The organism is Actinosynnema sp. NPDC023658, from assembly GCF_040639995.1.
Taxonomy (GTDB): Bacteria; Actinomycetota; Actinomycetes; order Mycobacteriales; family Pseudonocardiaceae; genus Actinosynnema.
Genome location: NZ_JBFAAX010000053.1, coordinates 1 through 24,308, shown reverse-complemented (window position 1 = coordinate 24,308; position 24,308 = coordinate 1). Strand labels below are relative to the sequence as shown.

The window sequence follows — 24,308 nt, the reverse complement described above, 5'->3', positions numbered from 1 at the left end:
GGTCAGGAGCCCACCTCCCCGCGGCGGATCGGCATGAGCGGCGTCGGGGTCGTGGTCAGGAAGGTCACCACCGCCGCCACGCACTCGTCCGGCCGGTCGAACGGCATCAGGTGCGAGGTGCCGGGCAGGACGCACAGCTGCGCGTCCGCGATCCCCCGGTACAGGGCGACGGTGTGCTCCAGGTGCACGATGTCGTCGTCGCTGCCCAGCACGAGCGTCGGGCTGGTGATCGCGCGCAGGTCGACGACCTCCGGGTCGTGCGCGGCCCGCGCGAACTTCTCCACCACCACCGGCAGGTGGTCGCGACCGTCCGGCGACACCTCGGCGTACCGGTCGACGACCTCCGCCGGCAGTCCACCACCGGGCTGCGGCAGGAAGATCCAGCCGTCCTTGGCGAATGCGGTGTTCAGCACCACGAGCCGGCGCACGAGGTCCGGCCGTCGTTGCGCCACGCCGAGCGCCACCACGCCGCCCGCGCTGTAGCCCGCCAGGTGCGCCGGGCCGCCCACGACCTGCTCCAGGAACGCGACGACGTCACCCGCCAGCACGTCCAGCGGCACCGGACCGGGCACGTCCGGCGTCCGCCCGTGGCCCCGGCGGTCCACCAGGAACACCCGGAAGCGGTCCGCCAGCCGCGCCAGGTTCGGCTCGAAGTCCCGCGAGTCGCTGAACCCGCCGTGCAGCAGCACCAGCGGCTCGCCCTCGCCGCGCACCTCGAACCAGGTGCGCACGCCGTTCACCGTCTCGTACATCCAGTCCTCCCAAGGGGTCTCACCCACTCGTACGGGCCGGGTCGGGCAAACTCATCGGCAGGTCGAAGATCCCGAACAGGTGATCGCCCAGGTAAGTGGTCGAGCCGACCACCCGCTCACCCGAGAACTCCACCAGCACCAGCGCGAACGGCCGCAGCACGCCGCCGTCGTCCCGCCGGTACTGGCCGAACGCGGGCCCGCCGTTGGCCCACGTCGGCACCAGCCGGGCGTGCTCGCAGCCGCTGTCCGGGTAGGACAACGCGACCGCGATGTCGGCCCGGCCGCGCAACCACCACGGGAACGGCGGCATCGTCATCGTCGCGTCCTCGTGCAGCAGGGCCACCAACGCCTCGACGTCGTGCCGCTCGAACGCCGTCGCGTACCGCTCCAGCAACGCCTTGTCGTACGGGCGCAGGGGCGCGGGCTCGCGGTCGGCCAGGGTGGCGCGTGCGCGTTGCAGCGCGCTGTTCACCGAAGCGACGGTCGTGGACAGCAGCGCCGCCACCTCGGAGGCCTGCCAGCACAGCACGTCCCGCAGGATGAGCACCGCCCGCTGCCGCGGCGGCAGGTGCTGCAGCGCGGCCACGAACGCCAGCCGCACGGTCTCCCGCCCGACCACGAGCTCGTCGGCGGGCAGCACCCGCGCGTCCGGCGCGGGCAGCACCCACGCCCCGGCGGGCAGCGGCACGCCCAGCGGTGTGCCCGCCGCGGCCGGTGGGCCGAGGTCCGTCGCCAACGCCCGCCGCTGCGCGCTGCGTAGCATGTCCAGGCACACGTTCGTGGCGATCGAGTACAGCCACGTCCGCAGCGACCCGCGGTCCGGGTCGAACGTGCGCCAGGCCCGCACGAACGCCTCCTGCACGGCGTCCTCGGCCTCGAACGGCCCGCCGAGCATGCGGTAGCAGTAGCCGGTCAGCTCGACGCGATGCGCTTCCAGGTCCACCCCGACACGCTAGGATGAACCCGGCGCCTCGACCCCAGTGCAGCCCCTCATGCGTGGCACGACCGCGCGGATCGCACCGCTCGACCACTCGAGGAGCCCCTCATGCCGCGCACGTTCTCCGCCTCGCCCGTCCGCGACCTGCTCGCCCTCACCTCACGCCCCGAGGTCATCTCGTTCGCCGGCGGCCTGCCCGCGCCCGAGCTGTTCGACGTCGAAGCCCTGCGCACGGCCTTCGACCAGGCGCTCTCCCGCCGTTCCCTCCAGTACGCGCCCACCGAGGGCGACGCCGACCTGCGCGCCCTGGTCGCGGACCGGCTGACCCGGCGCGGCCTGCCCACCGGGGTGGACGACCTGCTGATCACGTCCGGCTCGCAGCAGGCGTTGACGCTGGTCGTGACCGCCCTGCTGGAACCGGGCGCGGTGGTCGCGGTCGAGGAGCCGACCTACCTCGCGGCGCTGCAGTGCTTCCAGCTCGCCGGCGCGCGGATCGTGCCGGTGGCGAGCGACGAGCACGGCATGGTCCCGGCCGCTTTGGCCGAGGTCGTCGAGCGGGAGCGCCCCGCGCTGCTGTACCTGGTGCCGACGTTCGCCAACCCGACCGGCCGGACGTTGACCGCGGCTCGGCGGGCCGAGATCGCCGCACTGGCCGAGCGGCACGACCTGTGGGTCATCGAGGATGACCCGTACAGCGAGCTGCGCTACCGGGGCGAGCCGGTGCCGTCGCTGGCCTCGATGAGCGACCGCGTGCTGTACGCGGGCAGCTTCTCCAAGGTCGGTGCCCCGGGCATGCGGCTCGGCTGGCTGCGCGCGCCCGCGTCGGTCATGCGCACGCTGGTGATCGTGAAGCAGGCGACGGACCTGCACACGTCCACCATCGACCAGGCCGCGGCGGCGGTCTACCTGAAGGCGAACGACCTGGACGAGCACATCCGCGAGGTGTGCGCGGCCTACCGGGAGCGGCGGGACGCGATGATCGCGGCGCTGCCGTCGACGGTGCCGCCCGGGGCGCGGTGGAGCGACCCCGACGGCGGGATGTTCGTGTGGGTCAGCCTGCCCGGCGACGTGGACGCGGCGTCGCTGCTGACGTCCGCGCTGGAGCGTGACGTGGCGTTCGTGCCCGGCGCGGCGTTCTACGCCACCACGCCGGACCGGTCGACGCTGCGGTTGTCGTTCACCACCAACACGCCCGACGACATCTCCGAGGGCATGCGGCGGCTGGCGGCCGTGCTGCGGTAGCGGTCGGACCTGTCGGTGGGGCGGGCGTGGAGGGGCCTCAGCCGACGTGCCCCTGCTCGGCGTCGTGCACGACGTCCGCCCGCAGGTCCGACTCCATCGCCGCGCGGACGCCGCGGACCGCCAGCCGGTCCGCGCGTTCGTTCTCCGGGTGCCCGGCGTGCCCCTTCACCCAGTGCCACTCGACCTCGTGGGGCGCGGCGGCGGCGTCGAGGCGCTGCCACAGGTCGACGTTCTTGACCGGCTGCCTGCCGGAGGTCATCCACCCGTTGGCCTTCCACTTGGCCATCCACGACAGGACGCCGTTGCGCACGTAGGTGCTGTCGGTGTAGATCCGCACCACCGACGGCCGCTTGAGCGTCTCCAGCGCCCGGATCGGGGCCATCAGCTCCATCCGGTTGTTGGTGGTGGCCTCCGACTCGCCGCCGAACAGGTCGCGCTCGTGCGCCCCGTACCGCAGCACGGCACCCCACCCGCCCGGTCCGGGGTTGCCGCTGCACGCGCCGTCGGTGTAGATCTCCACCACCTGCTCCATGCGGCGAAAGATAACCGAGCGCCGCGATGGGCGAGGATGGGCGGGTGAAGTGGTCACGGGCGGTGCGGCACGTCGAGGAGTTGGCGGCCAGGTGCGGCGAGGTGGCGAGCCTGCCGAGTTCGATCCACCCGTTGCGGGTGGTGCGGTTGTGGGCCGCGGGGGACGTCCTCGGCACACCACGTGACCTCGAACGGGTGACCGTCGCCGTGGTGGTGGACCTGCCCGTCGACGACGTCCCGTGGTTGAGCGAGCCGCAGGGCGCGGAGCACTGGGCGAACGCGACCCGGATGTCGCGCAACCCGATCAGGGCACTGTGGCGCTCGGCGCACGCCCCGGTCTGGAACCACGCCATCGACCGGCCGGCCCTGGTGTGGGACGCGGTGGACGGCACGGCGGAGGAGACCCTGGCGGCGTTGGCGGAGGGGCGTGGCGAGGACGTCCGGCTGCCCGCGCCGGGAGCGGACGAGTTCCGGGCCCGGCTGCGGGACGAGCTGGCGGTGAGCCTGCGGGCACTGCGCCGCCACACCCGTGCCTACGAGGAGAAGCGGTGGAGCCCCGGCAAGTTGACCGCGGTCTCGGACGCTTTGTGGCGGGTCGGGGACGGCTACCTCGACGTGCTCGACGCCGTGGAGCGGGACGCCTGAACGGCCACACGTGCGGGCTCGCGGGTGGCGGTCATCGGGACCAGGCCTCCTGGAGCGCCCGGTAGTCGATCACGGTGATGCCCTCCCGGTCGACGAGTTCCCGGGCGCGCGGCGAGACCAGGAACTCGTAGTCGGACCGGCGCACCCGCCAGCCGCCGTCGACCTCCCGCGACCGGGCGCCGGCGAGGCTGGGGTGCACCGCCCACTCGCTCAGCCCCGCGGGCAGGTCGCGCAGCAGCCGCGCGTACCGGTCCGGCTTGGTGTCGACGTCGACGGAGAAGCTGTCCAGGAACGGGTGGTCGACCACCGGCAGGCCGCGCCGCCGCGCCCTCCGCCTGCCCTCGTCCAGCCAGACCCGCACCGCCAGCCCGTACTCGGCGGCCAGCGCGGTGGTCAGGTCCAGGACGTCGTCCCGTCCGCCGTCGACCAGGCAGTGGAAGTCGAGGTGCGTGGGGGAGAGGCCCGCGTCGAGCACCGCGTCGACCTGCGCCCGGAACTCCGCCTCGACCTCCTCGGGACGGGCACGGGCGAGGAGGTCGGCCCTCCGGTCCGCCGTGAACAGCTCACCGTCCTCGTCCAGCAGCGAGGCCACCTCCGCCCTCGCGGTCAACGGCCCCCACCGGTCGGCCGCCGTGTCCCGGACGAGCGTGAGGTGAACGCCGAACGACAACCCCGGCCGCTGCCCCAGCAACCCGAGGGCGTGCCCCGCCGAGGGCCCGACCGTCATCACACTGGCCGACCGCGCGATCCCCACCTCGATCGACTCCACCGCGGCCACGTCGACGTCCTCGTGCATCCCGAGGTCGTCGCAGTTCACGATGAGCACCCGCGCGTCGGCGGGAAACCCGAGCAACTCACTCGACCGGAGGTCATCCACCCCTCCAGTGTGACCGCCGGCGTCACTGCGCTTGCGCCACCGCCCACCACAGGTAGTCGCGGGCACGGGTGGCGGCGACGAGCCGCTGCCTCGTCCGCAGCTCGGCCTGTTCCTCGTGGACCTCACCGGGCCGGAGGAACTCGACCACGAGGACGGCTCGGAACTCCAGGCCCTTGGCGCGGTGCACCGTGCCGACTTTCACCAGGTCGTCGTCCTCTCCGACGTAGTCCTCAAGATGCCGCAACGGGATGCCCGCGTTGCGCAACGCCTTGACGCAGCGCTGCGCGTCCGGGTTGCCGAAGGTGATCACCGCGGCCTGCCCGGGAGGGACCGGCAGACCGCGTACCGCGTCCACCAGGGCTCGGTCCAGGTCCTGCTCCGACCCGCGCCACAGGTGCGCCTCGCCACCCGAGGCGACCGCGTCGGCTTGTTCCAGCGTGACGCCCATGGCCCCGTCGAGGTCGTCCACGGTGTTGTCGGCGTCGAAGCGCCGGGCGAAGTCCAGCACCTTCTCGCGGTTGCGGTAGTTCACCCGCAACACCTCACCGCGTCCCTGGATCGGGATGCCGGCGTCGGACAGCCGCCAGCCACCGGTGTACACCTGCTGCTGGCCGTCACCGACCAGCAGCAGCCCGTCCGGCCCGTCACCCGCGAGCTCGCGCAGCATCCGCAGCCCGATCAGGGTGATGTCCTGCACCTCGTCGACCACCACCGCCGCGTACCGCTCGTCCGGTCCTCGTCGTCGGAGCTCGTCCAGCGCGATGGCGATCATGTCGTTGTGGTCGTGCACGCCCTTGTCCGCGAGGAACTGCTCGTAGGTGAGGTAGAGCTGCCAGACCGGCTCGCGCTGATTCGCGTCGAGTCGCACGCTGCGGCCACGCCGAGGGACCTTCCGGTACTCGTCGAGCGTCCGCAGGCCGCGGCCCTTGATCACCCGGTCGATCTCGGTCTGCCAGTAGCCCGCGGACGGTTCCCACCGGGCCAGCGCGTCGCGGTGCGCGATCCAGGCGAGGCTGAACTGCGTCCGGGCCTGGTCGGGCTGCACGTCGACCGGCCTGCCCCGCGCGGCGAGGAAGTCGCGGGCCCACGAGTGCAGGTTGGTGAACTCGACCCGGTCGCCCAACTCGGGCGCGAGCCGCAGGAACGCCGCGCGGTGGACTCGGGGCAGGGTGCGCACGAACGTCGTGAACAGCAGCGGACCGGTGGAACGCCTGGCCAGGTGACGTAATCGGTGCAAGGCGACCACCGTCTTGCCGGTGCCCGCCGGGCCGCTGATCCGCGCCGGACCGTGGTAGCGACGGGTCACCACGGCTTGCTGCTGCGGGTGCAGGAAGGTCAGCCACGTCTCGAAGGGGCGCTGCTGGGCCAGCGCGAGCTGGTCCGCGGTCACCTCACCGACGTCCAGCAGGCCGGCCTGCTCCGGAGCGCGCTCGGGCGCCTCGACCCGCAGCTCCCGGTACGGGGACAGCCGCTTGCCGAGCTGGTTCGCGATCGCGTCGACCTGGTTGCGGCTCAGGTGCGCGGCGTCGCGGCGGAACAAGAGGTCCAACCGGCTCTCGTCCAGGACGCGGAACGGGGGCGGGGCGTCGTTCGGACCGACCAGCACGAAGTGGATGGCGCTGCGGACCAGCACCTGCCCGCCGGGACCGCGGATGCCCGCGCACCGCTCCTCCGCGTGCCGGACGACCGCCCGGAGGTCGCCCACCTCACCGATGACGAGTGCGGTGACGCCACCCGGCCCGATGAGGAACGCATCCGCCCGGTCCCGTCGCCCGTGGTCGCGGTGGAGGAAGAGCCGCCAACCGGAGGCGGTGCGCGAGAGCACCGCGGTGAGCACTCTTCGTGAGTCGGGGGACAACGTCGGCATCACCCGGGTGAGTGATTCCTCTGCTTCCCGCTGTATCCGTCGCCAGGCGTGCGCACTGAGAACCATGCACCCTCCGTCTGCCACTGGTGCATCCGAACCTAGGGCGCGACGCGCGCGTCCGGCGGCGGCAAACGGTTGATCACCCGGATGTCGCAGGGCGGGTGACTGCCCGCGCGGACGGGTCCGGGAGAGCGATGTCGCCCCTGGTCAGTGGTGCGGCGCGGGCCGGGACGTGGCGTGAACGGCTCGGTGAGGTCGTAATCGGCCGCGCTGGGCCGGCGGCCCTGTCCGGATGTGCGGGTGGCGCCGACCGGAGACCGGCGTCACCCGCACGAGACCTCGGTCACCAGCCGCGCGAGCGCCACTCGTCCAGGTGAGGTCGTTCACGCCCCAGGGTGGTGTCGTCACCGTGTCCCGGGTACACCCAGGTGTCGTCCGGCAGCTCGTCGAAGACCCTCGACGAGACGTCGTCGATCAACGACGTGAAGTCGGCGGGCGACGTGGTCTTCCCCACCCCGCCGGGGAACAGGGAGTCACCCGTGAACAGGTGCGGGTGGCCGGTCGGGTCGCGGTACAGCAGGGCGATCGAGCCGGGGGTGTGGCCGCGCAGGTGGATGACGGTCAGCGGGACCTGCCCGACGTGCACCGTGTCACCGTGCTCGACCAGCAGGTCGGGCGGGATCGGGAGGACGCCCGCGTCCGCCGCGTGCGCCACCGTGTTGGAACCGTTCGCACCCGCCACCGCGCCCAGCGCCGCCCAGTGGTCCGCGTGCTGGTGCGTGGTCACGACGGTCTTCAGCCTCGGCCGGTTCACCGAGTGGCCCACCAGGTCGGACAGCCGCTCCGGGTCGGCCGCCGCGTCGACGAGCAGCCCCTCGTTCGTCGCGCGGCAGACCAGCAGGTAGGCGTTGTTGTCCATGGGCCCGACCGAGATCTTCGTGATGGTCAGCGCGTCGAGGGTGCGCCGTGCCGCCGGGCCGCCCGGCGAGACGTGCCCCGTGTAGTCCTCTAGTACGTCCACAGTGGCCGACGGTATCCGACCCGACACCCTTCAGTGTCCCCACAGGTACACCCCCTAGGGTTGGTAACAACCGTTGCCGCCCCTCCGATGTCGTCTGATTAGGGTTCTTCCACCTCGTGCCTACCAAACGTCGGATCAACTGGGACGTCCTGCGCATCCTGGCCGTGTTGTGCGTGCTGCTCCAGCACGCCACGCACGCCGGACCGTCCGTCCACTCCGAACTCGGCCGCCCGGTCTTCGCCTTCGACCTCGAGTTCGGCGCGAGCGCGCTCGTGGTGATCTCCGCGTTCTTCGCCTGCGCCTCGCTGGCCAAGGGCGAACCGGCCCGCTTCCTGCGCAACCGCTTGGCCCGCCTGCTCCCCGCCTACGTGGTGGCGGTCACGGTCACCTACGCCGTGCTGCGCCACCTCGCCCCGGACGGCTGGAGCCACCTCGAACCGCGCGACCTGTTCTTCAACGCCCTCCTGCTGCAGAACTGGGTCCCGGGCGTCCGACTGGTCGACTTCTCCTACTGGACCCTCCCGGTGCAGGTCACGGGGTTCGTCGCCGGTGCGCTGCTGGTGTCGCGGGTCCGCGGCCGGGCGGTCGCCGCCCTGCCCTGGACGCTCGTCGTCGCACCCCTGGTCACCCGGGTCTGGACGGCTGAACCCGGCCTGGTCCGCTCCCTCTACGACGGCCTCGGCGTGCACCGCGCGCAGCTGTTCGCGATCGGCGTCGGCATCTGGCTGTGGTCCAAGGCGCGGATCGGTGACCGGCACCTGTTCGCCCTGCTCACCGCGTCACTGCTGGCGCAGGTGGTGCACAGCGCCGACCTCGCGTCGACCGTCGGGCTCGGCGTCCTGCTGATCGGCGTGTGCGCGGCGGCCGGCGGCCGGGACTGGGACTTCGCCCCCGTGCGGCTGCTCGCCCGCCCGATCAGGTGGCTGGCGGGCATCTCGTACGGCGTGTACCTCGTGCACCAGGAGATCGGCTACGTCGCCATGGCCAAGGTCTCCGGCCACGGCCCGTGGGTCCAGCTCGCGGTCTTCACCGGCACGGCCGTCGTCCTCGGCTGGCTGCTCACCAGGTTCGTGGAACGCCCGGCGCACCGGGCGCTGACGGCGAGCCGCCCGGCGCTGGCCGGCCTGCTGCTCACCGCCCGCCTGCACGCCGCTCAGAGCCACTTGGGCAGCGTGGGCGCCGTCCCGTTCAGCCGGGCGCCGCTGTGGCGGCCGGTGAGCCACCCGAGCACGTCGGCCGCCGCGCCGCTCACCGCGGGCGACGCCTCGCTGTCGGCGGTCAGCTCCCAGCTGCGCTGACGGCCGTCCGGGAACACCGCCTCGACCCGCGCGGACGGCACGTCGGCCCGGTCGGCGTACTGGCCGACGGCACCCTCCAGGAACTGCTCCAGCAGCTCCGGGGGCAGGTCCTCGAACCCGACGCCGCTGTCCAGGTCGACCAGGTGGAACCACACCTCGCGCAGCCTCAGCCACGGCACCCGGTGCGCCAGGAACGGCCCGCCCTTGGGGTGCACGACCTCCGCCTCCCACGCCGTGGGCGGCAGCTCCCGGGCGGCCGTGGCGAACCGCTGGCACGCCGCGTCGAGGTCGGCCCGCAGCAGCTGCGGCAGCCGGCCCGCGCCCTCCGCGATGTCGGCGTCCCGGTCGGCCGAGCTCGGGTACATCTGGTGCTCGACGCCGGTCTTCGCCCACGTCAGCAGGTTGACCAGGGCGTCGGCGTTGCGTGCGAGGTGCGTCACCACGTGACCCCGGCTCCAGCCGGGCAGCAGGCTCGGACCGCGCAACGCGCGCAGGTCGAGCCCGGCGACGACCTCGTACAACGCCTCCGTCGCCCGGTCGACCTCGGCGAGCCCGGCGACGGCGTCCTGGACCGCGGCCGACTGCTCGCGGGGCGCGGGTACGCTCGTCTGGGCGGATCGGACCTGGGCGGCATCGGCGAAGCTCATGGGCACCTCATCCCGGCGTATGCGGCCGAACGGCCTATCACCCCAGCGTAGGGGCGTTCACTACCGTCCGGTAGAGCCGTTGGCGCACGATCGTGGAAGTGGCTCGTCACGGTTTTGTCGGTCCCCGCACCTAGCATGGTTGACGCCCTCCCCGACAGGGCCGACGCAGTGTTCCGCTAGGCTTTTTCGAACGCCTGTTCGGGGGATGGTCAAAAACCGAAGGGAACCGTTGTGGCAGACCGGCTTGTCGTTCGCGGGGCGCGCGAGCACAACCTGCGAGGGGTGGACCTCGACCTGCCGAGGGACAGCCTCATCGTGTTCACCGGGCTGTCCGGCTCGGGCAAGTCCAGCCTCGCCTTCGACACGATCTTCGCCGAGGGCCAGCGCCGCTACGTCGAGTCGCTGTCGGCGTACGCGCGGCAGTTCCTCGGTCAGATGGACAAGCCGGACGTCGACTTCATCGAGGGCCTCTCGCCCGCGGTGTCGATCGACCAGAAGTCGACCAGCCGCAACCCGCGGTCGACCGTGGGCACCATCACCGAGGTCTACGACTACCTGCGGCTGCTCTACGCGCGCGCCGGCAAGGCGCACTGCCCCACCTGCGGCGAGGCGATCAGCAAGCAGACGCCGCAGCAGATCGTGGACCAGGTGCTGGCCATGGAGTCGGGCACGAAGTTCCAGGTGCTCGCGCCGGTCATCCGGGGCCGCAAGGGCGAGTACCTCGACCTGTTCTCCACCCTCCAGTCCCAGGGCTACTCGCGGGCCAAGGTCGACGGCGTCGTGCACGCCCTGGCCGAGGTGCCGAAGCTCAAGAAGCAGGAGAAGCACGACATCGCGGTCGTGATCGACCGGCTGAGCGTGAAGGCGAGCGCCAAGCAGCGGCTGACCGACTCGGTGGAGACGGCGCTGCGGCTGGCCGACGGCCTGGTCGAGCTGGAGTTCGTCGACGTGCCGGAGAACGACCCGGGTCGGGTCCGCGGCTTCTCCGAGAACCTGGCCTGCCCGAACGGCCACCCGCTCGCGATCGAGGACCTGGAGCCGCGGTCGTTCTCGTTCAACTCCCCGTACGGCGCGTGCCCCGCGTGCACCGGCATCGGCGTGCGCAAGGAGGTCGACCCGGAGCTGGTCGTGCCGGACGACGAGCTGTCGCTGGCCGAGGGCGCGATCGCGCCGTGGGCGTCCGGCCAGACCGCGGAGTACTTCACCCGGCTGCTGGAGTCGCTCGGGCTCGCGATCGGGTTCCGGATGGACACGCCGTGGCGGCAGCTGCCCGCCAAGGTGCAGAAGGCGGTGCTGCACGGCGTCGACGAGCAGGTCAACGTCCGCTACAAGAACCGGTACGGCCGCGAGCGCTCCTACTACGCCAACTTCGAGGGCGTGATCCCGTTCCTGGAGCGGCGGCAGGAGCAGACCGAGTCCGAGTACATGCGGGAGAAGTACGAGGGCTACATGCGGGAGGTGCCCTGCCCCACGTGCCAGGGCACCCGCCTCAAGCCGGAGATCCTGGCCGTCACGCTGCACCACGGGCGCAAGGGCGACAAGTCCATCGCCGAGGTGTGCGCCATGTCGGTGTCGGAGTGCTCCGACTTCCTCGACGGGCTCAAGCTGGGCAAGCGCGAGGCGATGATCGCGGGCGCGGTGCTCAAGGAGATCCAGGCCCGGCTGCACTTCCTGCTCGACGTCGGCCTGAACTACCTGTCGCTGGACCGCGCGTCCGGCACCCTCTCCGGTGGCGAGGCGCAGCGCATCCGGCTGGCCACGCAGATCGGCTCCGGCCTGGTCGGCGTGCTGTACGTGCTGGACGAGCCGTCGATCGGCCTGCACCAGCGCGACAACCACCGGCTGATCGAGACGCTGACGAGGTTGCGCGACCTGGGCAACACGCTGATCGTGGTCGAGCACGACGAGGACACGATCCGCACGTCCGACTGGGTGGTCGACATCGGCCCCGGCGCGGGTGAGCACGGCGGCAAGGTCGTGCACAGCGGCCCCTACAAGGACCTGCTGAAGAACAAGGAGTCGATCACCGGCGCGTACCTGGCGGGGCGCAAGGAGATCGTGATGCCCGCCACCCGCCGCAAGGTCGACAAGAAGCGGCAGCTCACGGTCGTCGGCGCGCGCGAGCACAACCTGCGCGGCATCGACGTGTCGTTCCCGCTCGGCTGCCTGGTCTCGGTCACCGGCGTGTCCGGCTCGGGCAAGTCCACGCTGGTCAACGACATCCTGGCGACCGTGCTGGCGAACAAGCTGAACGGCGCGCGGCAGGTGCCGGGCAGGCACACCCGCGTCCGCGGGCTGGACCAGGTCGACAAGCTGGTGCAGGTCGACCAGTCCCCGATCGGCCGCACCCCCCGGTCCAACCCGGCCACCTACACGGGTGTGTTCGACCACATCCGCAAGCTGTTCGCGGCCACGACCGAGGCGAAGGTGCGCGGCTACCAGCCGGGCCGGTTCTCGTTCAACGTCAAGGGCGGGCGCTGCGAGGCGTGCGCGGGCGACGGCACGATCAAGATCGAGATGAACTTCCTGCCGGACGTCTACGTGCCGTGCGAGGTCTGCAAGGGCGCCCGGTACAACCGCGAGACGCTGGAAGTGCACTACAAGGGCAAGACGATCTCCGAGGTCCTCGACATGCCGATCGAGGAGGCGGCGGACTTCTTCGAGCCGATCAACGCGATCCACCGGCACCTGCGCACGCTGGTCGACGTCGGCCTGGGGTACGTGCGGCTCGGGCAGCCCGCGCCCACCCTGTCCGGCGGTGAGGCGCAGCGGGTGAAGCTGGCGGCGGAGCTGCAGAAGCGGTCCACCGGCAAGACCGTGTACATCCTCGACGAGCCGACCACGGGCCTGCACTTCGAGGACATCCGCAAGCTGCTCGGCGTGATCAACGGGTTGGTCGACAAGGGCAACACGGTGATCGTGATCGAGCACAACCTCGACGTCATCAAGACCTCGGACTGGCTGGTCGACATGGGGCCCGAGGGCGGGTCCGGTGGCGGCATGGTGGTGGCCGAGGGCACGCCGGAGCAGGTCGCGGAGGTCGCGGAGAGCTACACCGGGCAGTTCCTGCGGGAAGTGCTGCCGGCAGAGGCGGCGGTCGGCTGACCGGCTGATCGACGGCCGGCCAGTCGGCCGGCCGACGATCGTCGGAGGACGGGGGCACGCAAGCGGTTGGCCCGGCCCGCCGTCGTGCGTGACCATGGCGGCATGCCGTTGAACTCCTACCGCTTCCGCAGCACCTGGTCGGTGGACTGCACGCCCGAGCGCGCCTTCGACGTGCTCGCGGACCTGGGCAGCTACCCGAGCTGGTGGCGCGAGGTGCGTGACGCCCGCCAGGTCGCTGAGGACGCGGCCGAGCTGCGGTGCCGTTCCGTGCTGCCCTACGACCTGGTGTTCCAGGCCCACCACAACGCGAAGGAGCCGGCCGAGGGGCTGCTGCGCGCGAACCTCGTGGGCGACCTGCACGGCACCGCGAGCTGGCGGATCCTCCCCGACGGCGCCGGGGCGCGGCTGGTCTACGAGCAGGAGGTGGTGGTGCGCAAGCCGCTGCTGCGGGGCCTGGCGATCATCAGCCGGCCGCTGCTCAAGGCCAACCACGAGCTGATGATGCGCAGCGGGCAGCGGGGTCTGCGCACCTACCTGGCCGGTTTCCGGGCGGCGCTGGAGAACTGAGGCGAGCCGGTCGGAAAAAGGGCTGAACCGCCGGGGCTCCGCATCCGTGTGAGTGGCGTTCGGTCGCCGCAGGGATGTCCCGGGGAGGTTCACCATGACCCGCGCTCGTGCAGTCGCAGTTGGTGCCGCCGTTCTCGCGGGCCTCGCCCTGGTCGGCGCGTGCAGCCCGTCGCCGCAGGACGGGGTCGCCGGGGTCGCCCGACCCTCCGCGCAGGACCCGGCGGCCGATCCGGTCGCGGGTGAGCCGCGGGAGGCGGGCAGCGAGATCGCGCCCCGGGACGTCGCGGGCCTGACGACCGCCGTGGTGCCGGGGCTGGGCGCGGTGCTGACCGACGGCGAGGGCCTGACGCTGTACCGGTTCGACCAGGACGAGGCCAGTCCGCCGACCTCCACCTGCGTCGGCGGCTGCGCCGACCGGTGGCCCCCGCTGCTGACGTCCGGCGACGTGCGGGTGCGCGGGGTGGACCGGGCGCTCGTCGGCTCGGTGGACCGCGAGGACGGCGGCCGGCAGGTCACCGTCGCCGGCTGGCCGGTGTACCGCTTCACCGGGGACACCGCGCCGGGCCGGGCCGAGGGGCAGGGCGTGGGCGGCACGTGGTTCGCCGCCGCGCCGGACGGCAGGAAGGCCGCGCCCACCGCCGGTCCGGTGCTGACCACCGCGTCCGCCGGCCCGCTGGGGACCGTGCTGACCGACGCGGACGGCATGACGTTGTACCGGTTCGACGAGGACACCGCGGACCCGTCGGCGTCGAACTGCGACGGCGACTGCGCGGCCAAGTGGCCGCCTCTGCTGGTGGACTCGCCGGCGTTCGAGGTGCGGGGCGTCGACCGGGCGCTGGTGGGCTCGGTGACGCGGGCGGACGGCACGCTGCAGGCCACGGTCGCCGGGTGGCCGCTGTACCTGTTCGCCGAGGACGTGGTCTGCGGTGACGCCAAGGGGCACGGCGTGGGCGGCGTGTGGTTCGCCGCCCGGCCGGACGGCACGAAGGCGGGCGCCTGAGCCGGGGGAGGGGGATGGGGGAGGGGGACGGGTGCCCCGGGCCGGACGGCTCGGGGCACCCGCCCGCTACACCACCAGGCTGAGCAGGGCGGCGACCACGAAGCCGACCACCGACAGGATGGTCTCCAGCACGGTCCAGGTCTGGAGCGTCTCCTTCACCGACAGGCCGAAGTACCGCGACACGATCCAGAACCCGCCGTCGTTGACGTGCGAGGCGATGATCGAGCCGGCCGCGATCGACATGACGATCAGCGCCAGCTGCGGCTGCGAGTAGTGCAGGTCCGCCACGACGGGCGCGACGATGCCGGTCGTGGTCACGATCGCCACCGTCGCGGAGCCCTGCGCGATGCGCATGCCGCAGCTGATCACGTACGACAGCGCGATCACCGGCAGGCCGAGGTCGGCCAGCGAGGTGGCGAGCACCTTGCCGACGCCGGTCGCGGACAGCACCGCGCCGAAGAACCCGCCCGCGCCGACGACCAGCAGGATCATCGCCACCGGCCGCAGGGACGCGCCGGCCAGCTCGGTCACCTGCGCGCGGGTCATGCCGCGGCGGTAGCCGAGCAGCCAGAACGCCAGCAGCACCGCGATCGTCAACGCGACCGCGGGCGTGCCGAAGAACGTGAGCACGCCCAGCACGACGGAACCCTTGGGCAGCAGGATGCTGCCGAACGTGCCCGCCAGGATCAGCACCAGCGGCACCGCGATGACGGCCAGCACCGTGGACAGCGGCGGTTCGCCCTTGGTCTGCTCGCCGCGCATCTTCTCCGCCGCCGCGAGCATCTCCTCCGGCACCGGCACGTGCATCCGCTTGCCGATCCACGCCGAGTACAGCACGCCGCCGATGAACCACGCCGGGATCGCCACGGCGAGCGCCATGATGATGATCCACCCGAGCTCGACGTGGAGCAGCCCTGCTGCCGCGACGGGTCCGGGGTGGGGCGGCATGAACGCGTGCATCACCGACAACCCGGCCAGCAGCGGCATCGCGTACAGCACCATCGACCGGCCGCTCGCCTTGGCGGCGACGTACACCAGGGGCGCGAGCACGAAGATGCCGATGTCGAAGAACACCGGCACGCCGAAGATCAGCCCGGCCAGGCCCATGGCCAGCGGCGCGCGGTTCTCCCCGAACGCCCGCAGCAGCGACCGGGTCAGCACCTCGGCGCCGCCGGAGGCCTCCAGGATCGCGCCGAGCAGCGTGCCCAGGCCGATGATCACGGCGACGTGGCCGAGGATGCCGCCGAAACCCTTCTCCACCAGGGACTCCGACGCCTTCTGCGCCGAGCCGACCAGGGTCTCCACCGGCAGGCCGGCGGCCAGCGCCACCAGCAGGCCGACGATGAGCAGCGCGATGAACGGCTCGACCTTCCACCTGATGATCAGCGCCAGGAGGATGGCGATGCTGACCGCGGACAGCGTCAGCAGGCCACCCGTGCTGTGTTGCAACCAGTCGATCATGCGCGGCTCCGGGGATTTCGCAGGGAACGTCCGGGAAGGGCGTCGGTCCGCCGACCCTCGTCCAGGACGGTGACGCCGTTGACGACGACGTGGGTGATGCCCGCGGCGGCCTGCCGGGGCTGCTCGAAGGTGGCGGTGTCGGCGACGGTATCCGGGTCGAACAGCACCAGGTCGGCCGCCCACCCCTCGCGCACGAGGCCGCGGTCGGCCAGCCGCAGCCGCCGCGCGGCCCGCCCGGTCAGGTGGGACACGCACTCCTCCAGCCCCAGCACGCCGAGTTCGCGCACGTACCGGGCCAGGTAGCGGGGGAACGTGCCCCACGCGCGGGGGTGCGGCCGGTCACCGACCAGCAGCCCGTCGCTGCCGCCGGTGTGCGCGGCGTGTCGCATGATCGCCCGGACGTTGTCCTCGTGGCCCACGTGCATCAGGCACGAGGTGCCCAGCCGCTCGGAGAGCAAAACGTCGAAGTACAGCTCGGCGGGCGGCCGTCCTGCCCGGCGCGCGGACTCCGCGATCGACGACCCGACCAGGTGCGCGTTCTCCGCGTTGCGCACGCCGTTGACCTCGATGGCGTTCCAGTCGACCGGCACGCCGTGGCAGCCGTCGGAGCCGGTTTCCTCGACCTCGACCCGGATGCGCTCACGCGTGTCCACATCGGACAGTCGGGCCAGGGTGGCCTCCGGTCCGCCCTCGCCCGCCCAGCTGGGCAGCAGCGCGGACAGGTACGTCGCGCCGGGCAGGTACGGGTAGGTGTCCAGGGTGATGTCCCCACCCGCCGCGATCGCCCGGTCGAGCAGGTCCAGCAGCTCGCCCGCCCGGCCCCGGTTGACGTCGAAGTTCATCGTGGCGTGCGCGAGGTGCAGGGGGCAGCCGGAGTCGCGCGACACCCGGACCATCTCCTCGTACGCCTCCAGCGCGCCCGCGCCGTAGCTTCGGTGGTGCGGGCTGTAGAACCCGCCCAGCTCCCCGATGACGCGGCACAGCTCGGTCAGCTCGGCGGTGTCGGCGTACATGCCGGGCGTGTAGGTCAGGCCGGACGACATGCCCACCGCGCCCTCGCGCAACGACCGCGCCAGCACCTCGCGCATCCGGTCGAGCTCGGCGTCGGTGGCGGGCCGGTCCTCGTAGCCCAGGCACAGCATCCGCAGCGTGCCCTGCGGCACGAGGTAGGCGGCGTTGACCGCGATGCCCCGGTCGAGCCGGTCCAGGTACTCGCCCACGGAGCGCCAGTCCCAGTCGAACCCGGGCGGGTCGTCGTTCCAGCCGGCCAGCTGGGCGCGCAGGACGGCCAGCACGCCGTCGTCCACGGGGGCGTAGGACAGCCCGTCCTGGCCCAGCACCTCGGTGGTCACGCCCTGCGACACCTTGGCCAGGTGCTCCGGCCGGGCCAGCACCTGCAGGTCCGAGTGGGAGTGCATGTCGATGAACCCCGGCGCCAGGACCCGGCCGTCGGCCTCGACGACCCGACCGCCGTCGACCCGGTCCCCGATCTCGACGATCCGCCCGTCGCGCACGCCCACGTCCGCCCGGTAGGCGGGCTCGCCCGTGCCGTCGACGACCCGCGCGCCCCTGAAGACGATGTCCACGCCGCTGTCCTCCCTAGAAGTACGTGCGCACCAGGTCGACCACGGTGGTGCCCTCGACCACCGGGATCAGCGGCCACTTGTCGAACACCGTGCAGGGGTGGGACAGGCCGAGGCCGACCCAGTCACCGACCTCGACGTCGTCACCGGACAGCCGCACGAACGCGTGCTGGTCGTTGAGCGCGGTGACCTCGGCGGAGAACGGGCGCTCGACGCCGTCCCGGCCGCGCCGGACCTGCGGTTCGGGCAGGCCCTCGTCGAACGACGCGTCGCGCTTGCCCAGCGTCAGCAGCGCCAGGTCCGGCTGGGGCCGCGAGGTGACCTGCGCCCAGGCGCGCAACGCACTGCGGAACGGCTGCGCGCCGGGCGTGCGGCCCAGGGGCGAGATGCCGCGGTAGAACCCGTCGTCGTGGGTGATGTACGCGCCGCTGCGCAGCACCGGCCGCACCGGGAACGGCCACGGCGCGGTGAGCGCCGCGGTCACCTGGTCGAAGTACGCGCTGCCGCCCGCCGTGACGATCGGCTCGTCGGTCTCGAACACCCCGTGCAGCGCGATCGCCAGCTCCCGCAACGAGGTCAGGTAACCGTCCACGACGGACCGCGCCGCGGGTGACGCGTCGTGCGCCAGCGCACCCTCGTAACCGCCGACACCGGTCAGGCGCAGCGCGGGGCTCGCGGCGGCGGCACGGGCCACCTCCAGCGCCGTGGCGTGATCGCGCGCGCCGGTCCGCCCGCCGGGCGCACCGAGCTCGACCAGCACGTCGACCGGCCGCCCGACCGCGCCCAGCGCCTCGGTCATCCGCTCCACGCCCGCGACCGAATCCACCCAGCAGGTGAACTCGAACGCGTCGTCGGCGTCCAGCTCGCGGGCCAGCCACCGCAACCCGGCCGGGTCGACGAGCTGGTTGGCCAGCAGCACCCGTCGCACCCCGAACGCCCGGTAGACCCGCAGCTGGCTGGTGTTGGCCGCGGTGATGCCCCACGCGCCGTGCTCCAGCTGGCGGGCGAACAGCTGCGGGGCCATGGTCGTCTTGCCGTGCGGCGCCAGCAGCACGCCCCGGTCGGCGCACCAGCGGGCCATGGTGGCGAGGTTGTGCTCCAGCGCGGCGGCGTCCAGCACGACCAGCGGACCGACGAATCCGCCGGTGAACAGGTCGAGCCGGCGCGCGGCCAGGTCACCGATCGTCGCGCCGAACGCGTCGGCGGGCAGGCCCTTGAACCGCCAGTCGACCCGCTCGTCGCGGATGGCGGCCACAGCGTCGAGGTCCACTCAGTCGCTCCTCACGTTGCATATGCCGCAACGGCTATTGCGCGATGTGATACCAGAGTGTGTAACATCGGTCGCCGCCGGCGTCAACGAGGGACACCGTCCACCTGGGAGAAGTCCGGAGGAGCACGGATGCGGTTCGACCTGCCGGGCGGTGTGGTGTGCCTGGGCGAGACCATGGCGGTCCTGGTGCCCGCCGAACCCGGTCCGGTGCGCGCGGCGCGCACGTGGACGCGGGCGGTCGGCGGCGCCGAGTCGAACGTGGCCGTCCACCTGGCGCGGCTGGGCGTGCGCAGCCGGTGGGTGAGCGCCGTCGGTGACGACGCGTTCGGCGGCGCGGTGCTCGACGCGGTGGGCGGCGCGGGCGTGGACGTCACCGGCGTGCGGGTCGACCCGGACCGGCCGACCGGCCTCTACGTGAAGGAGGCCGCCGCCGGGGGCAGCCCCGTGCGGTACTACCGGCACGGCTCGGCGGCGTCCGCGATGGGCCCGGACGTGCTGGAGTCGCTCGACCCGGCCGACATCGCGCTGGTGCACGTCAGCGGGATCACCGCGGCGCTGTCGGACAGCTGCCTGGAGCTGCTGCGCGCGGTGCTGCGCAGGCCGCGGGCGGTGCCGGTGTCGTTCGACCTCAACTGGCGGCCCGCGCTGTGGCACGACCGCGACCCGTCGGTGCTGCGGGACCTGGCCGACGGCGCGGACGTCGTGCTGGCGGGCTCCGACGAGGCGCGGGCGGTGTGGGGCACCGGCGACCCGGCCGAGCTGCGGGCGTTGCTGCCCGGCCCGACGACGCTCGTGGTCAAGCACGGCGCGCGGGGCGCGACCGTGGTCGAGGGCGGTGCGACGACGTTCCAACCCGGCCTGCGGGTGGACGTGGTCGAGCCGGTCGGCGCGGGCGACGCGTTCGCGGCCGGCTACCTCGCCGCGCACCTGGCCGGGGAGCCACCGGCACGCCGGCTGCGCGTCGGGCACCTCCAAGCCGCCTCGGCGCTGCTCACCAGGGAGGATGTCGGGGAGTCGCTGCCGGCCGCGGTGACCGCGCCGCTGCTGGACGCCGACTCCCGCACGTGGGCCGCCGCACACCTGAGGAGAGGTCGATGAGCCAAAGCCTGGACCGGGCGTTGACCCTGGTGGGGGAACTGGCCACCGGACCGAAGACGCTCGACGAGCTGTCGGGCGTCATCGAGGTGCACAAGTCGACCACTATGAGGCTGTTGCGCACGTTGGAGTCGCACCGGTTCGTGCAGCGCGAGGGCGTGCACCACTACCGGTTGGGCACCGCCCTGTTCGACCTCGCCAACCGGGCGCTGGAGGAGCGGGACGTGCGGCGCAGCGCCGAGAACGCCCTGCGCGAGCTCAACGCCCGCACCGGCTACACCGTCCACCTCGCGTCCTACGAGGACGGCGAGGTGATCTACATCGACAAGTACGACAGCACCCACCCGATGCGGATGTACTCGCGCATCGGCAGACGGGCCCCGCTGCACTGCACCGCGGTGGCCAAGGTGCTGCTGGCGGACCTGCCCGAGCCGCGCCGCCGCGAGGTCGCGCGGTCCATCGACTACGTGCCGCTGACCGCGAACACCATCACCTCGGCGGAGGCCTACCTGGCCGAGCTGGACCGCGTCCGCTCCGCCGGGTACGCGGTCGACAACGCCGAGCACGAGGACTTCATCCACTGCATCGCCGCGCCCGTCCGCGGCGCGCGGGGCGAGGTGGTGGCGGCCGTGTCGATGTCCGTGCCCAAGGTGCTGCTCGACTACGAGGGCCTGCTCGGCCACCTGCCCGACCTGCTCACCGCCACGCGCGCGGCCTCCGTCGAGTGCGGCTGGTCGCCGCGCGACTGACCCGTCGGCGCGGCCGGCGATCCGTCCCACCAGGGTCCACCAGAGAGGAACGCACAACACATGTCGAAGACCGAGATCAGGACCGCCGACGCGCCCACCCCGGTGGCCGCGTTCTCCCAGGGCGTCCGCAAGGGCCCGATCCTGCAGGTGGCGGGCCAGGTCGCGTTCGACCCGGCCACCGGCGCCATCGTCGGTGAGACGGTGGCCGAGCAGACCCGGCAGGCGATGCGCAACGTGCTCGCCGTGCTGGAGGCGGGCGGCGCGTCGCTGTCCGACGTGGTGATGCTGCGCGTCTACCTCACCGACACCGCCCACTTCGCGGAGATGAACGCCGTCTACGGCGAGTTCGTCACCGAGGAGCCGTTCCCCGCGCGCACCACCGTCTACGTCGGGCTGCCCGCGAAGCTGCTGGTGGAGATCGACGCGCTCGCCGTGCTCGACTGACCCCGTGCTCGACCGGCACCGTGCTCGACCGGCACCGTGCCGGAGCGGCCGGTCGCGCCGGGGTTACCCGACCGGGGGACTGCACGTACTTCTGCCGGTTGTTCTGCGTGGTGTCGGGCGCGCGCGGGCGATTGACTGGGAGCACCCCCAGGAGCACGTCATGGAAGGACCGGCGATGGCGAGGAACGCATCACCGATCGGCTGACTTCACGGCCTCGGCCCGGTCGCGGTAACCCCCAGCCGCGACCGGGTCTCCCAAGTCGTCGTGCAGCTCGGCCAACGCGTCCAGCACCGCCGCCAACCGGCGGTGGCGGTGGTCGGCGGCCAACCCCGCCGCCCGCACCAGCTCGGTCCGGGCACCCACCGGATCACCGAGCCGGTGCAGCGCCAGCCCCCGCAGGTAGTGGGCGTCGGACAGGCTCGACGGCGCGGTCGTCGCGCGCAGCAGCTCCAACGCCTCGTCCGCCGCGGTCAGCACCTCCGGCCAGCGCCCCAGCCGCACCAGGCTGTCCGCCATGCGCACCAGCAGCGTCGCGGACATCTCGGTCACCATCACCGGCGCGAGGTCCAGCTTCCCGGACCGCATCACGGTCAGCAGCTCCCGGTGCACCCGCACCGATTCCTCGTACCGGGCCAGCCCGTCGAGCACCAAGGCCAAGCAGGACAACGAGATCTGCTCGCCCAACGGGTACCCGGCCAGCCGGAACAGCTCCTGCGCCCGCCGCGCGCTGACCTGGGCCTCCTCCAACCGCCCGGTCCGCAGCTCGGACACCGACCGGTAGTGCCAGGCCCAGGCCTGCTCCCTCCGGTCACCGGCCGCCTCCGCCGCGCGGGAGGCCTCCTCGTACAACGCCAGCGCGTCCTCGTACCGGCGCATGAGCACGGCCAGCGTCCACGTCAGGAAGTTCAGCTGCACGGCCTCGTCCCGCACGCTGCCCAACGCCCGCGCCGCCGCCACCCCGGCGGTGAACACCTCCACCCACGTCTCCGGCCGCCCCCGCTGGTCGGAGTACCAGTGCATCGCGGTCGCCAGCCGCAGCACCTCGGCGTGCGCCCCGTCGGCCTGCGCCCACCGCAGCGCACCCGACCAGTTCGCCGCCTCGGCGGTGAGCCACGCGTCCGCGTCCTCCTGGCTGCGCAGCGGACCCGACGGCGCGGACCGCGCGTCCGGGCCGAAGAACCCGGCCGCCTCCACCGCCGTGTCCAGCAGCCAGTCCACCACCCGCCGCCGCGCCTGCCCGACCACCGGCGCCGGCTCCTCGTCCACCAGCCGTTCACCGGCGAACACCCGGACGAGGTCGTGGAACACGTACCGGCCGGGCACCTCGGCGGTGTCCAGCAGGCTCATGTCGACCAGCTCCTCCAGCGTGTCCTCGGCGGCGAACCGGTCCACGCCCGCCAGCACCGCGGCCACGTCCGGTCCGAAGTCGACCCCGGGCACCAGCGACAGCCTGCGGAACAGCACCGCGGCCTTCTCCCCGAGCTGCCGGTAGGACATCTCGAACGCGGTCCGAACCTGCAGGTCGCCCGCCGTCAGCGCGGACAGCCGCCGCCGTTCGTCGACCAGCTGCCCGGCCAGGTGCTCGATCGTCCACTTCGGACGGCTGGCCAGCCGGTTGCCCGCGATCCGCAGCGCCAGCGGCAGGTGCCCGCACAGCTTCGCCACCCGCGCCGTCGCCAACGGCTCCGCGCCGACCCTGGTCCGCCCGGCGATCGCGCCGAGCAGCTCGAACGACTCACCCGGACCCAGCACGTCCAACCCGATCCGCCTGCTCGCCTCCAACCCGCCGAGCACCAACCGGGACGTCACCACCACCAGCGACCCCGACCCGGTCGCCAGCAGCGGGCGCACCTGCGCCTCGTCCGAGGCGTTGTCCAGCACCAGCAACGTGGACCGCTCGCGCAGCCGCGCCCGGTACAGGTCGGACCGCTCCGCCTCGCCGGCCGGGACCTGCTTCTCCTCCACCCCCAGCGCCAGCAGCATCCGGTGCACCACCTCCGACGGGTGCACCGGTCGCACGTCCATGCCGCGCAGGTTGAAGAAGAAGCACCCGTCCGCGAAACGAGACGCCAACTGGTACGCCGCCCGCACCGCCAACGTCGTCTTCCCCGCGCCGGGCGGGCCGTGCACCACGACCAGGGACGTCGTGCGCGCCTGGGCGGCCACCGCCGCCAACGCGGCCAGCTCGCCCTCGCGCCCGGTCAGGTCCGCGACGTCGGGCGGCAACGCCGACGGCGCCACCGGGGACGCCGCCTGGGTCACCGACCGCCGCACCCGGCCCTCCTTGGCCGCGTCCAGCAACTCCCGGATCTCCCGCTCCGCCAGCGAGAGCACACCGGCCAGCGCCTCCACCGTGCGCCGCTGGGGGCCCTTCGCGCGACCGCGCTCCATGTCGCTGATCGCCCGGACGCTGACCCCGGAACCCTCCGCCAGGTCCTCCTGGGTCAACCGGACCCGCAACCGGTGCGCCCGCAGCAGCTCACCGAACGTCATGCCCACGACCCCGACATTAGTGGCACGGGTGACGTCCGCGGCCCGCTCGGGCACGGCGACGACCATCACGTCGGTTTCCGGTAACGCGCACCTGGTAAGACCACCACCCATGAAGTGGTACGCGGATCCCTCGCCCCGCACGGTCCTCCAAGTGGCAGCCGACCTGCTCGTGGTCGCGTGGACGTGGTTCTGGGTGCGGGTCGCCACGGCGGTGGGCGACGCGGTCCGCACCCTGCGCGCTCCGGGCGACGGCCTGGCCGACGCCGGGCGGAACCTGGCCGACACGTTCGGCGACGCCGCCGCCAAGGCCCGCGACGTGCCGCTGGTGGGCGGGAAGCTGGCCGACGCGCTGGAACGCGGCCGGTCCGCGGGCGGCACGCTGACCCAGGCGGGCGACGCCCAGGTGCAGGCGGTCGAGTCCACCGCGCTGTGGCTGACCGTCGCGCTGATCGCGATCCCGCTGGCGTTCGTGCTGATCACGTGGCTGCCGCTGCGCCTGAGGTTCGCCCGCCGGGCCGGGGTGGCCCGGCGGCTGCGCGACCAGGGCCGCCTCGACCTGCTCGCGCTGCACGCGTTGAACACCCTGTCGCTGCGCGACCTGGCGGCGTTCCCCGGCGACCCGGTGGAGGGCTGGCGCCGGCAGGACCCCGAGATCATCCGGGCGCTGGCCGCCCGCCGGCTGAGGGCGAGCGGCGTGAGCCCGTGACGCCGGGGCGGACCCCG

20 protein-coding genes and 1 pseudogene are annotated in these 24,308 nt (G+C 72.8%); 10 read left to right on the top strand and 11 right to left on the bottom strand.

Annotated features, from left to right (window positions below; genetic code table 11):
* Positions 1–2 precede the first annotated feature (2 nt).
* On the bottom strand, positions 3–752 hold the full coding sequence (locus tag AB0G02_RS09840; protein ID WP_360792041.1) for an alpha/beta hydrolase: 750 nt from the start codon (positions 750–752) through the stop codon (positions 3–5).
* A 19-nt stretch (positions 753–771) separates the two neighbouring features.
* Positions 772–1,695 (bottom strand): sigma-70 family RNA polymerase sigma factor, encoded by a 924-nt coding sequence (locus AB0G02_RS09835; RefSeq protein WP_360792038.1) that lies wholly within the window; start codon positions 1,693–1,695, stop codon positions 772–774.
* Between the two features lie 102 nt (positions 1,696–1,797).
* Here AB0G02_RS09835 and AB0G02_RS09830 point away from each other — a divergent pair, with 102 nt between their 5' ends.
* Entirely contained in the window at positions 1,798–2,931 is a 1,134-nt protein-coding gene (locus AB0G02_RS09830; protein ID WP_360792035.1) for a PLP-dependent aminotransferase family protein, read from the top strand.
* Between the two features lie 37 nt (positions 2,932–2,968).
* Here AB0G02_RS09830 and rnhA read toward each other — a convergent pair whose 3' ends face one another.
* Positions 2,969–3,463 (bottom strand): ribonuclease HI, encoded by a 495-nt coding sequence (gene rnhA / locus AB0G02_RS09825; protein WP_360792032.1) that lies wholly within the window; start codon positions 3,461–3,463, stop codon positions 2,969–2,971.
* A 44-nt stretch (positions 3,464–3,507) separates the two neighbouring features.
* Between rnhA and AB0G02_RS09820 the strand changes: the two genes are divergently transcribed.
* Positions 3,508–4,107 (top strand): hypothetical protein, encoded by a 600-nt coding sequence (locus tag AB0G02_RS09820; RefSeq protein ID WP_360792029.1) that lies wholly within the window; start codon positions 3,508–3,510, stop codon positions 4,105–4,107.
* A 31-nt stretch (positions 4,108–4,138) separates the two neighbouring features.
* Here AB0G02_RS09820 and AB0G02_RS09815 read toward each other — a convergent pair whose 3' ends face one another.
* From AB0G02_RS09815 to AB0G02_RS09805, 3 genes are all read right to left on the bottom strand, one after another.
* Positions 4,139–4,984: a ChbG/HpnK family deacetylase gene (locus tag AB0G02_RS09815; RefSeq protein WP_360792026.1), complete on the bottom strand. Its 846-nt coding sequence runs from the start codon at positions 4,982–4,984 to the stop codon at positions 4,139–4,141.
* Positions 4,985–5,006: 22 nt separating this feature from the next.
* Positions 5,007–6,851, bottom strand: a complete 1,845-nt coding sequence (locus AB0G02_RS09810) for a UvrD-helicase domain-containing protein (RefSeq protein WP_360792023.1) — start codon at positions 6,849–6,851, stop codon at positions 5,007–5,009.
* Positions 6,852–7,194: 343 nt separating this feature from the next.
* Positions 7,195–7,872 (bottom strand): MBL fold metallo-hydrolase, encoded by a 678-nt coding sequence (locus AB0G02_RS09805; RefSeq protein ID WP_360792020.1) that lies wholly within the window; start codon positions 7,870–7,872, stop codon positions 7,195–7,197.
* A 116-nt stretch (positions 7,873–7,988) separates the two neighbouring features.
* Between AB0G02_RS09805 and AB0G02_RS09800 the strand changes: the two are divergent.
* Positions 7,989–8,927: pseudogene (locus AB0G02_RS09800) on the top strand (acyltransferase family protein); the annotation flags it as partial.
* 98 nt (positions 8,928–9,025) lie between these two features.
* Here the strand turns inward: AB0G02_RS09800 and AB0G02_RS09795 are convergent.
* Positions 9,026–9,817 (bottom strand): maleylpyruvate isomerase family mycothiol-dependent enzyme, encoded by a 792-nt coding sequence (locus tag AB0G02_RS09795; protein ID WP_360792017.1) that lies wholly within the window; start codon positions 9,815–9,817, stop codon positions 9,026–9,028.
* Between the two features lie 231 nt (positions 9,818–10,048).
* On the opposite strand from AB0G02_RS09795, the gene uvrA reads away from it, so the two are divergent.
* The 3 genes from uvrA to AB0G02_RS09780 all read left to right on the top strand — a co-directional run bounded on the left by uvrA (position 10,049) and on the right by AB0G02_RS09780 (position 14,489).
* Positions 10,049–12,922, top strand: coding sequence for an excinuclease ABC subunit UvrA (uvrA, locus tag AB0G02_RS09790; protein ID WP_360792014.1), 2,874 nt, complete (start codon positions 10,049–10,051; stop codon positions 12,920–12,922).
* Positions 12,923–13,024: 102 nt separating this feature from the next.
* Positions 13,025–13,489, top strand: coding sequence for an SRPBCC family protein (locus AB0G02_RS09785; RefSeq protein ID WP_360792011.1), 465 nt, complete (start codon positions 13,025–13,027; stop codon positions 13,487–13,489).
* Positions 13,490–13,583: 94 nt separating this feature from the next.
* Positions 13,584–14,489: a hypothetical protein gene (locus tag AB0G02_RS09780; RefSeq protein WP_360792008.1), complete on the top strand. Its 906-nt coding sequence runs from the start codon at positions 13,584–13,586 to the stop codon at positions 14,487–14,489.
* Between the two features lie 66 nt (positions 14,490–14,555).
* Here the strand turns inward: AB0G02_RS09780 and AB0G02_RS09775 are convergent, their stop codons facing one another.
* Genes AB0G02_RS09775 through AB0G02_RS09765 form a run of 3 tightly spaced genes read right to left on the bottom strand, consistent with a single transcriptional unit; the run spans position 14,556 to position 18,803 of the window.
* The gene (locus AB0G02_RS09775) at positions 14,556–15,950 is read right to left on the bottom strand and encodes a gluconate:H+ symporter (RefSeq protein WP_360792005.1); all 1,395 of its coding nucleotides are present in this window, start codon (positions 15,948–15,950) and stop codon (positions 14,556–14,558) included.
* Positions 15,947–17,536, bottom strand: coding sequence for a D-aminoacylase (locus AB0G02_RS09770; protein ID WP_360792002.1), 1,590 nt, complete (start codon positions 17,534–17,536; stop codon positions 15,947–15,949). The genes AB0G02_RS09775 and AB0G02_RS09770 overlap by 4 nt, the downstream gene beginning before the upstream one ends.
* A 13-nt stretch (positions 17,537–17,549) precedes the next feature.
* Positions 17,550–18,803: an amino acid deaminase gene (locus AB0G02_RS09765; RefSeq protein WP_360791999.1), complete on the bottom strand. Its 1,254-nt coding sequence runs from the start codon at positions 18,801–18,803 to the stop codon at positions 17,550–17,552.
* 129 nt (positions 18,804–18,932) lie between these two features.
* Between AB0G02_RS09765 and AB0G02_RS09760 the strand changes: the two genes are divergently transcribed.
* The 3 genes from AB0G02_RS09760 to AB0G02_RS09750 are packed head-to-tail and all read left to right on the top strand — an operon-like array spanning position 18,933 to position 21,091.
* Positions 18,933–19,901 (top strand): sugar kinase, encoded by a 969-nt coding sequence (locus tag AB0G02_RS09760; RefSeq protein ID WP_360791996.1) that lies wholly within the window; start codon positions 18,933–18,935, stop codon positions 19,899–19,901.
* Positions 19,898–20,647: an IclR family transcriptional regulator gene (locus tag AB0G02_RS09755; RefSeq protein ID WP_360791993.1), complete on the top strand. Its 750-nt coding sequence runs from the start codon at positions 19,898–19,900 to the stop codon at positions 20,645–20,647. The genes AB0G02_RS09760 and AB0G02_RS09755 overlap by 4 nt, the downstream gene beginning before the upstream one ends.
* Positions 20,648–20,707: 60 nt before the next feature.
* Positions 20,708–21,091: a Rid family detoxifying hydrolase gene (locus AB0G02_RS09750; protein WP_360791990.1), complete on the top strand. Its 384-nt coding sequence runs from the start codon at positions 20,708–20,710 to the stop codon at positions 21,089–21,091.
* Positions 21,092–21,281: 190 nt separating this feature from the next.
* On the opposite strand, the gene AB0G02_RS09745 is transcribed toward AB0G02_RS09750, so the two are convergent.
* Entirely contained in the window at positions 21,282–23,651 is a 2,370-nt protein-coding gene (locus tag AB0G02_RS09745) for an NB-ARC domain-containing protein (RefSeq protein ID WP_360792043.1), read from the bottom strand.
* Between the two features lie 85 nt (positions 23,652–23,736).
* Between AB0G02_RS09745 and AB0G02_RS09740 the strand changes: the two genes are divergently transcribed.
* Entirely contained in the window at positions 23,737–24,291 is a 555-nt protein-coding gene (locus tag AB0G02_RS09740; RefSeq protein WP_360791987.1) for a hypothetical protein, read from the top strand.
* Positions 24,292–24,308: the final 17 nt, after the last annotated feature.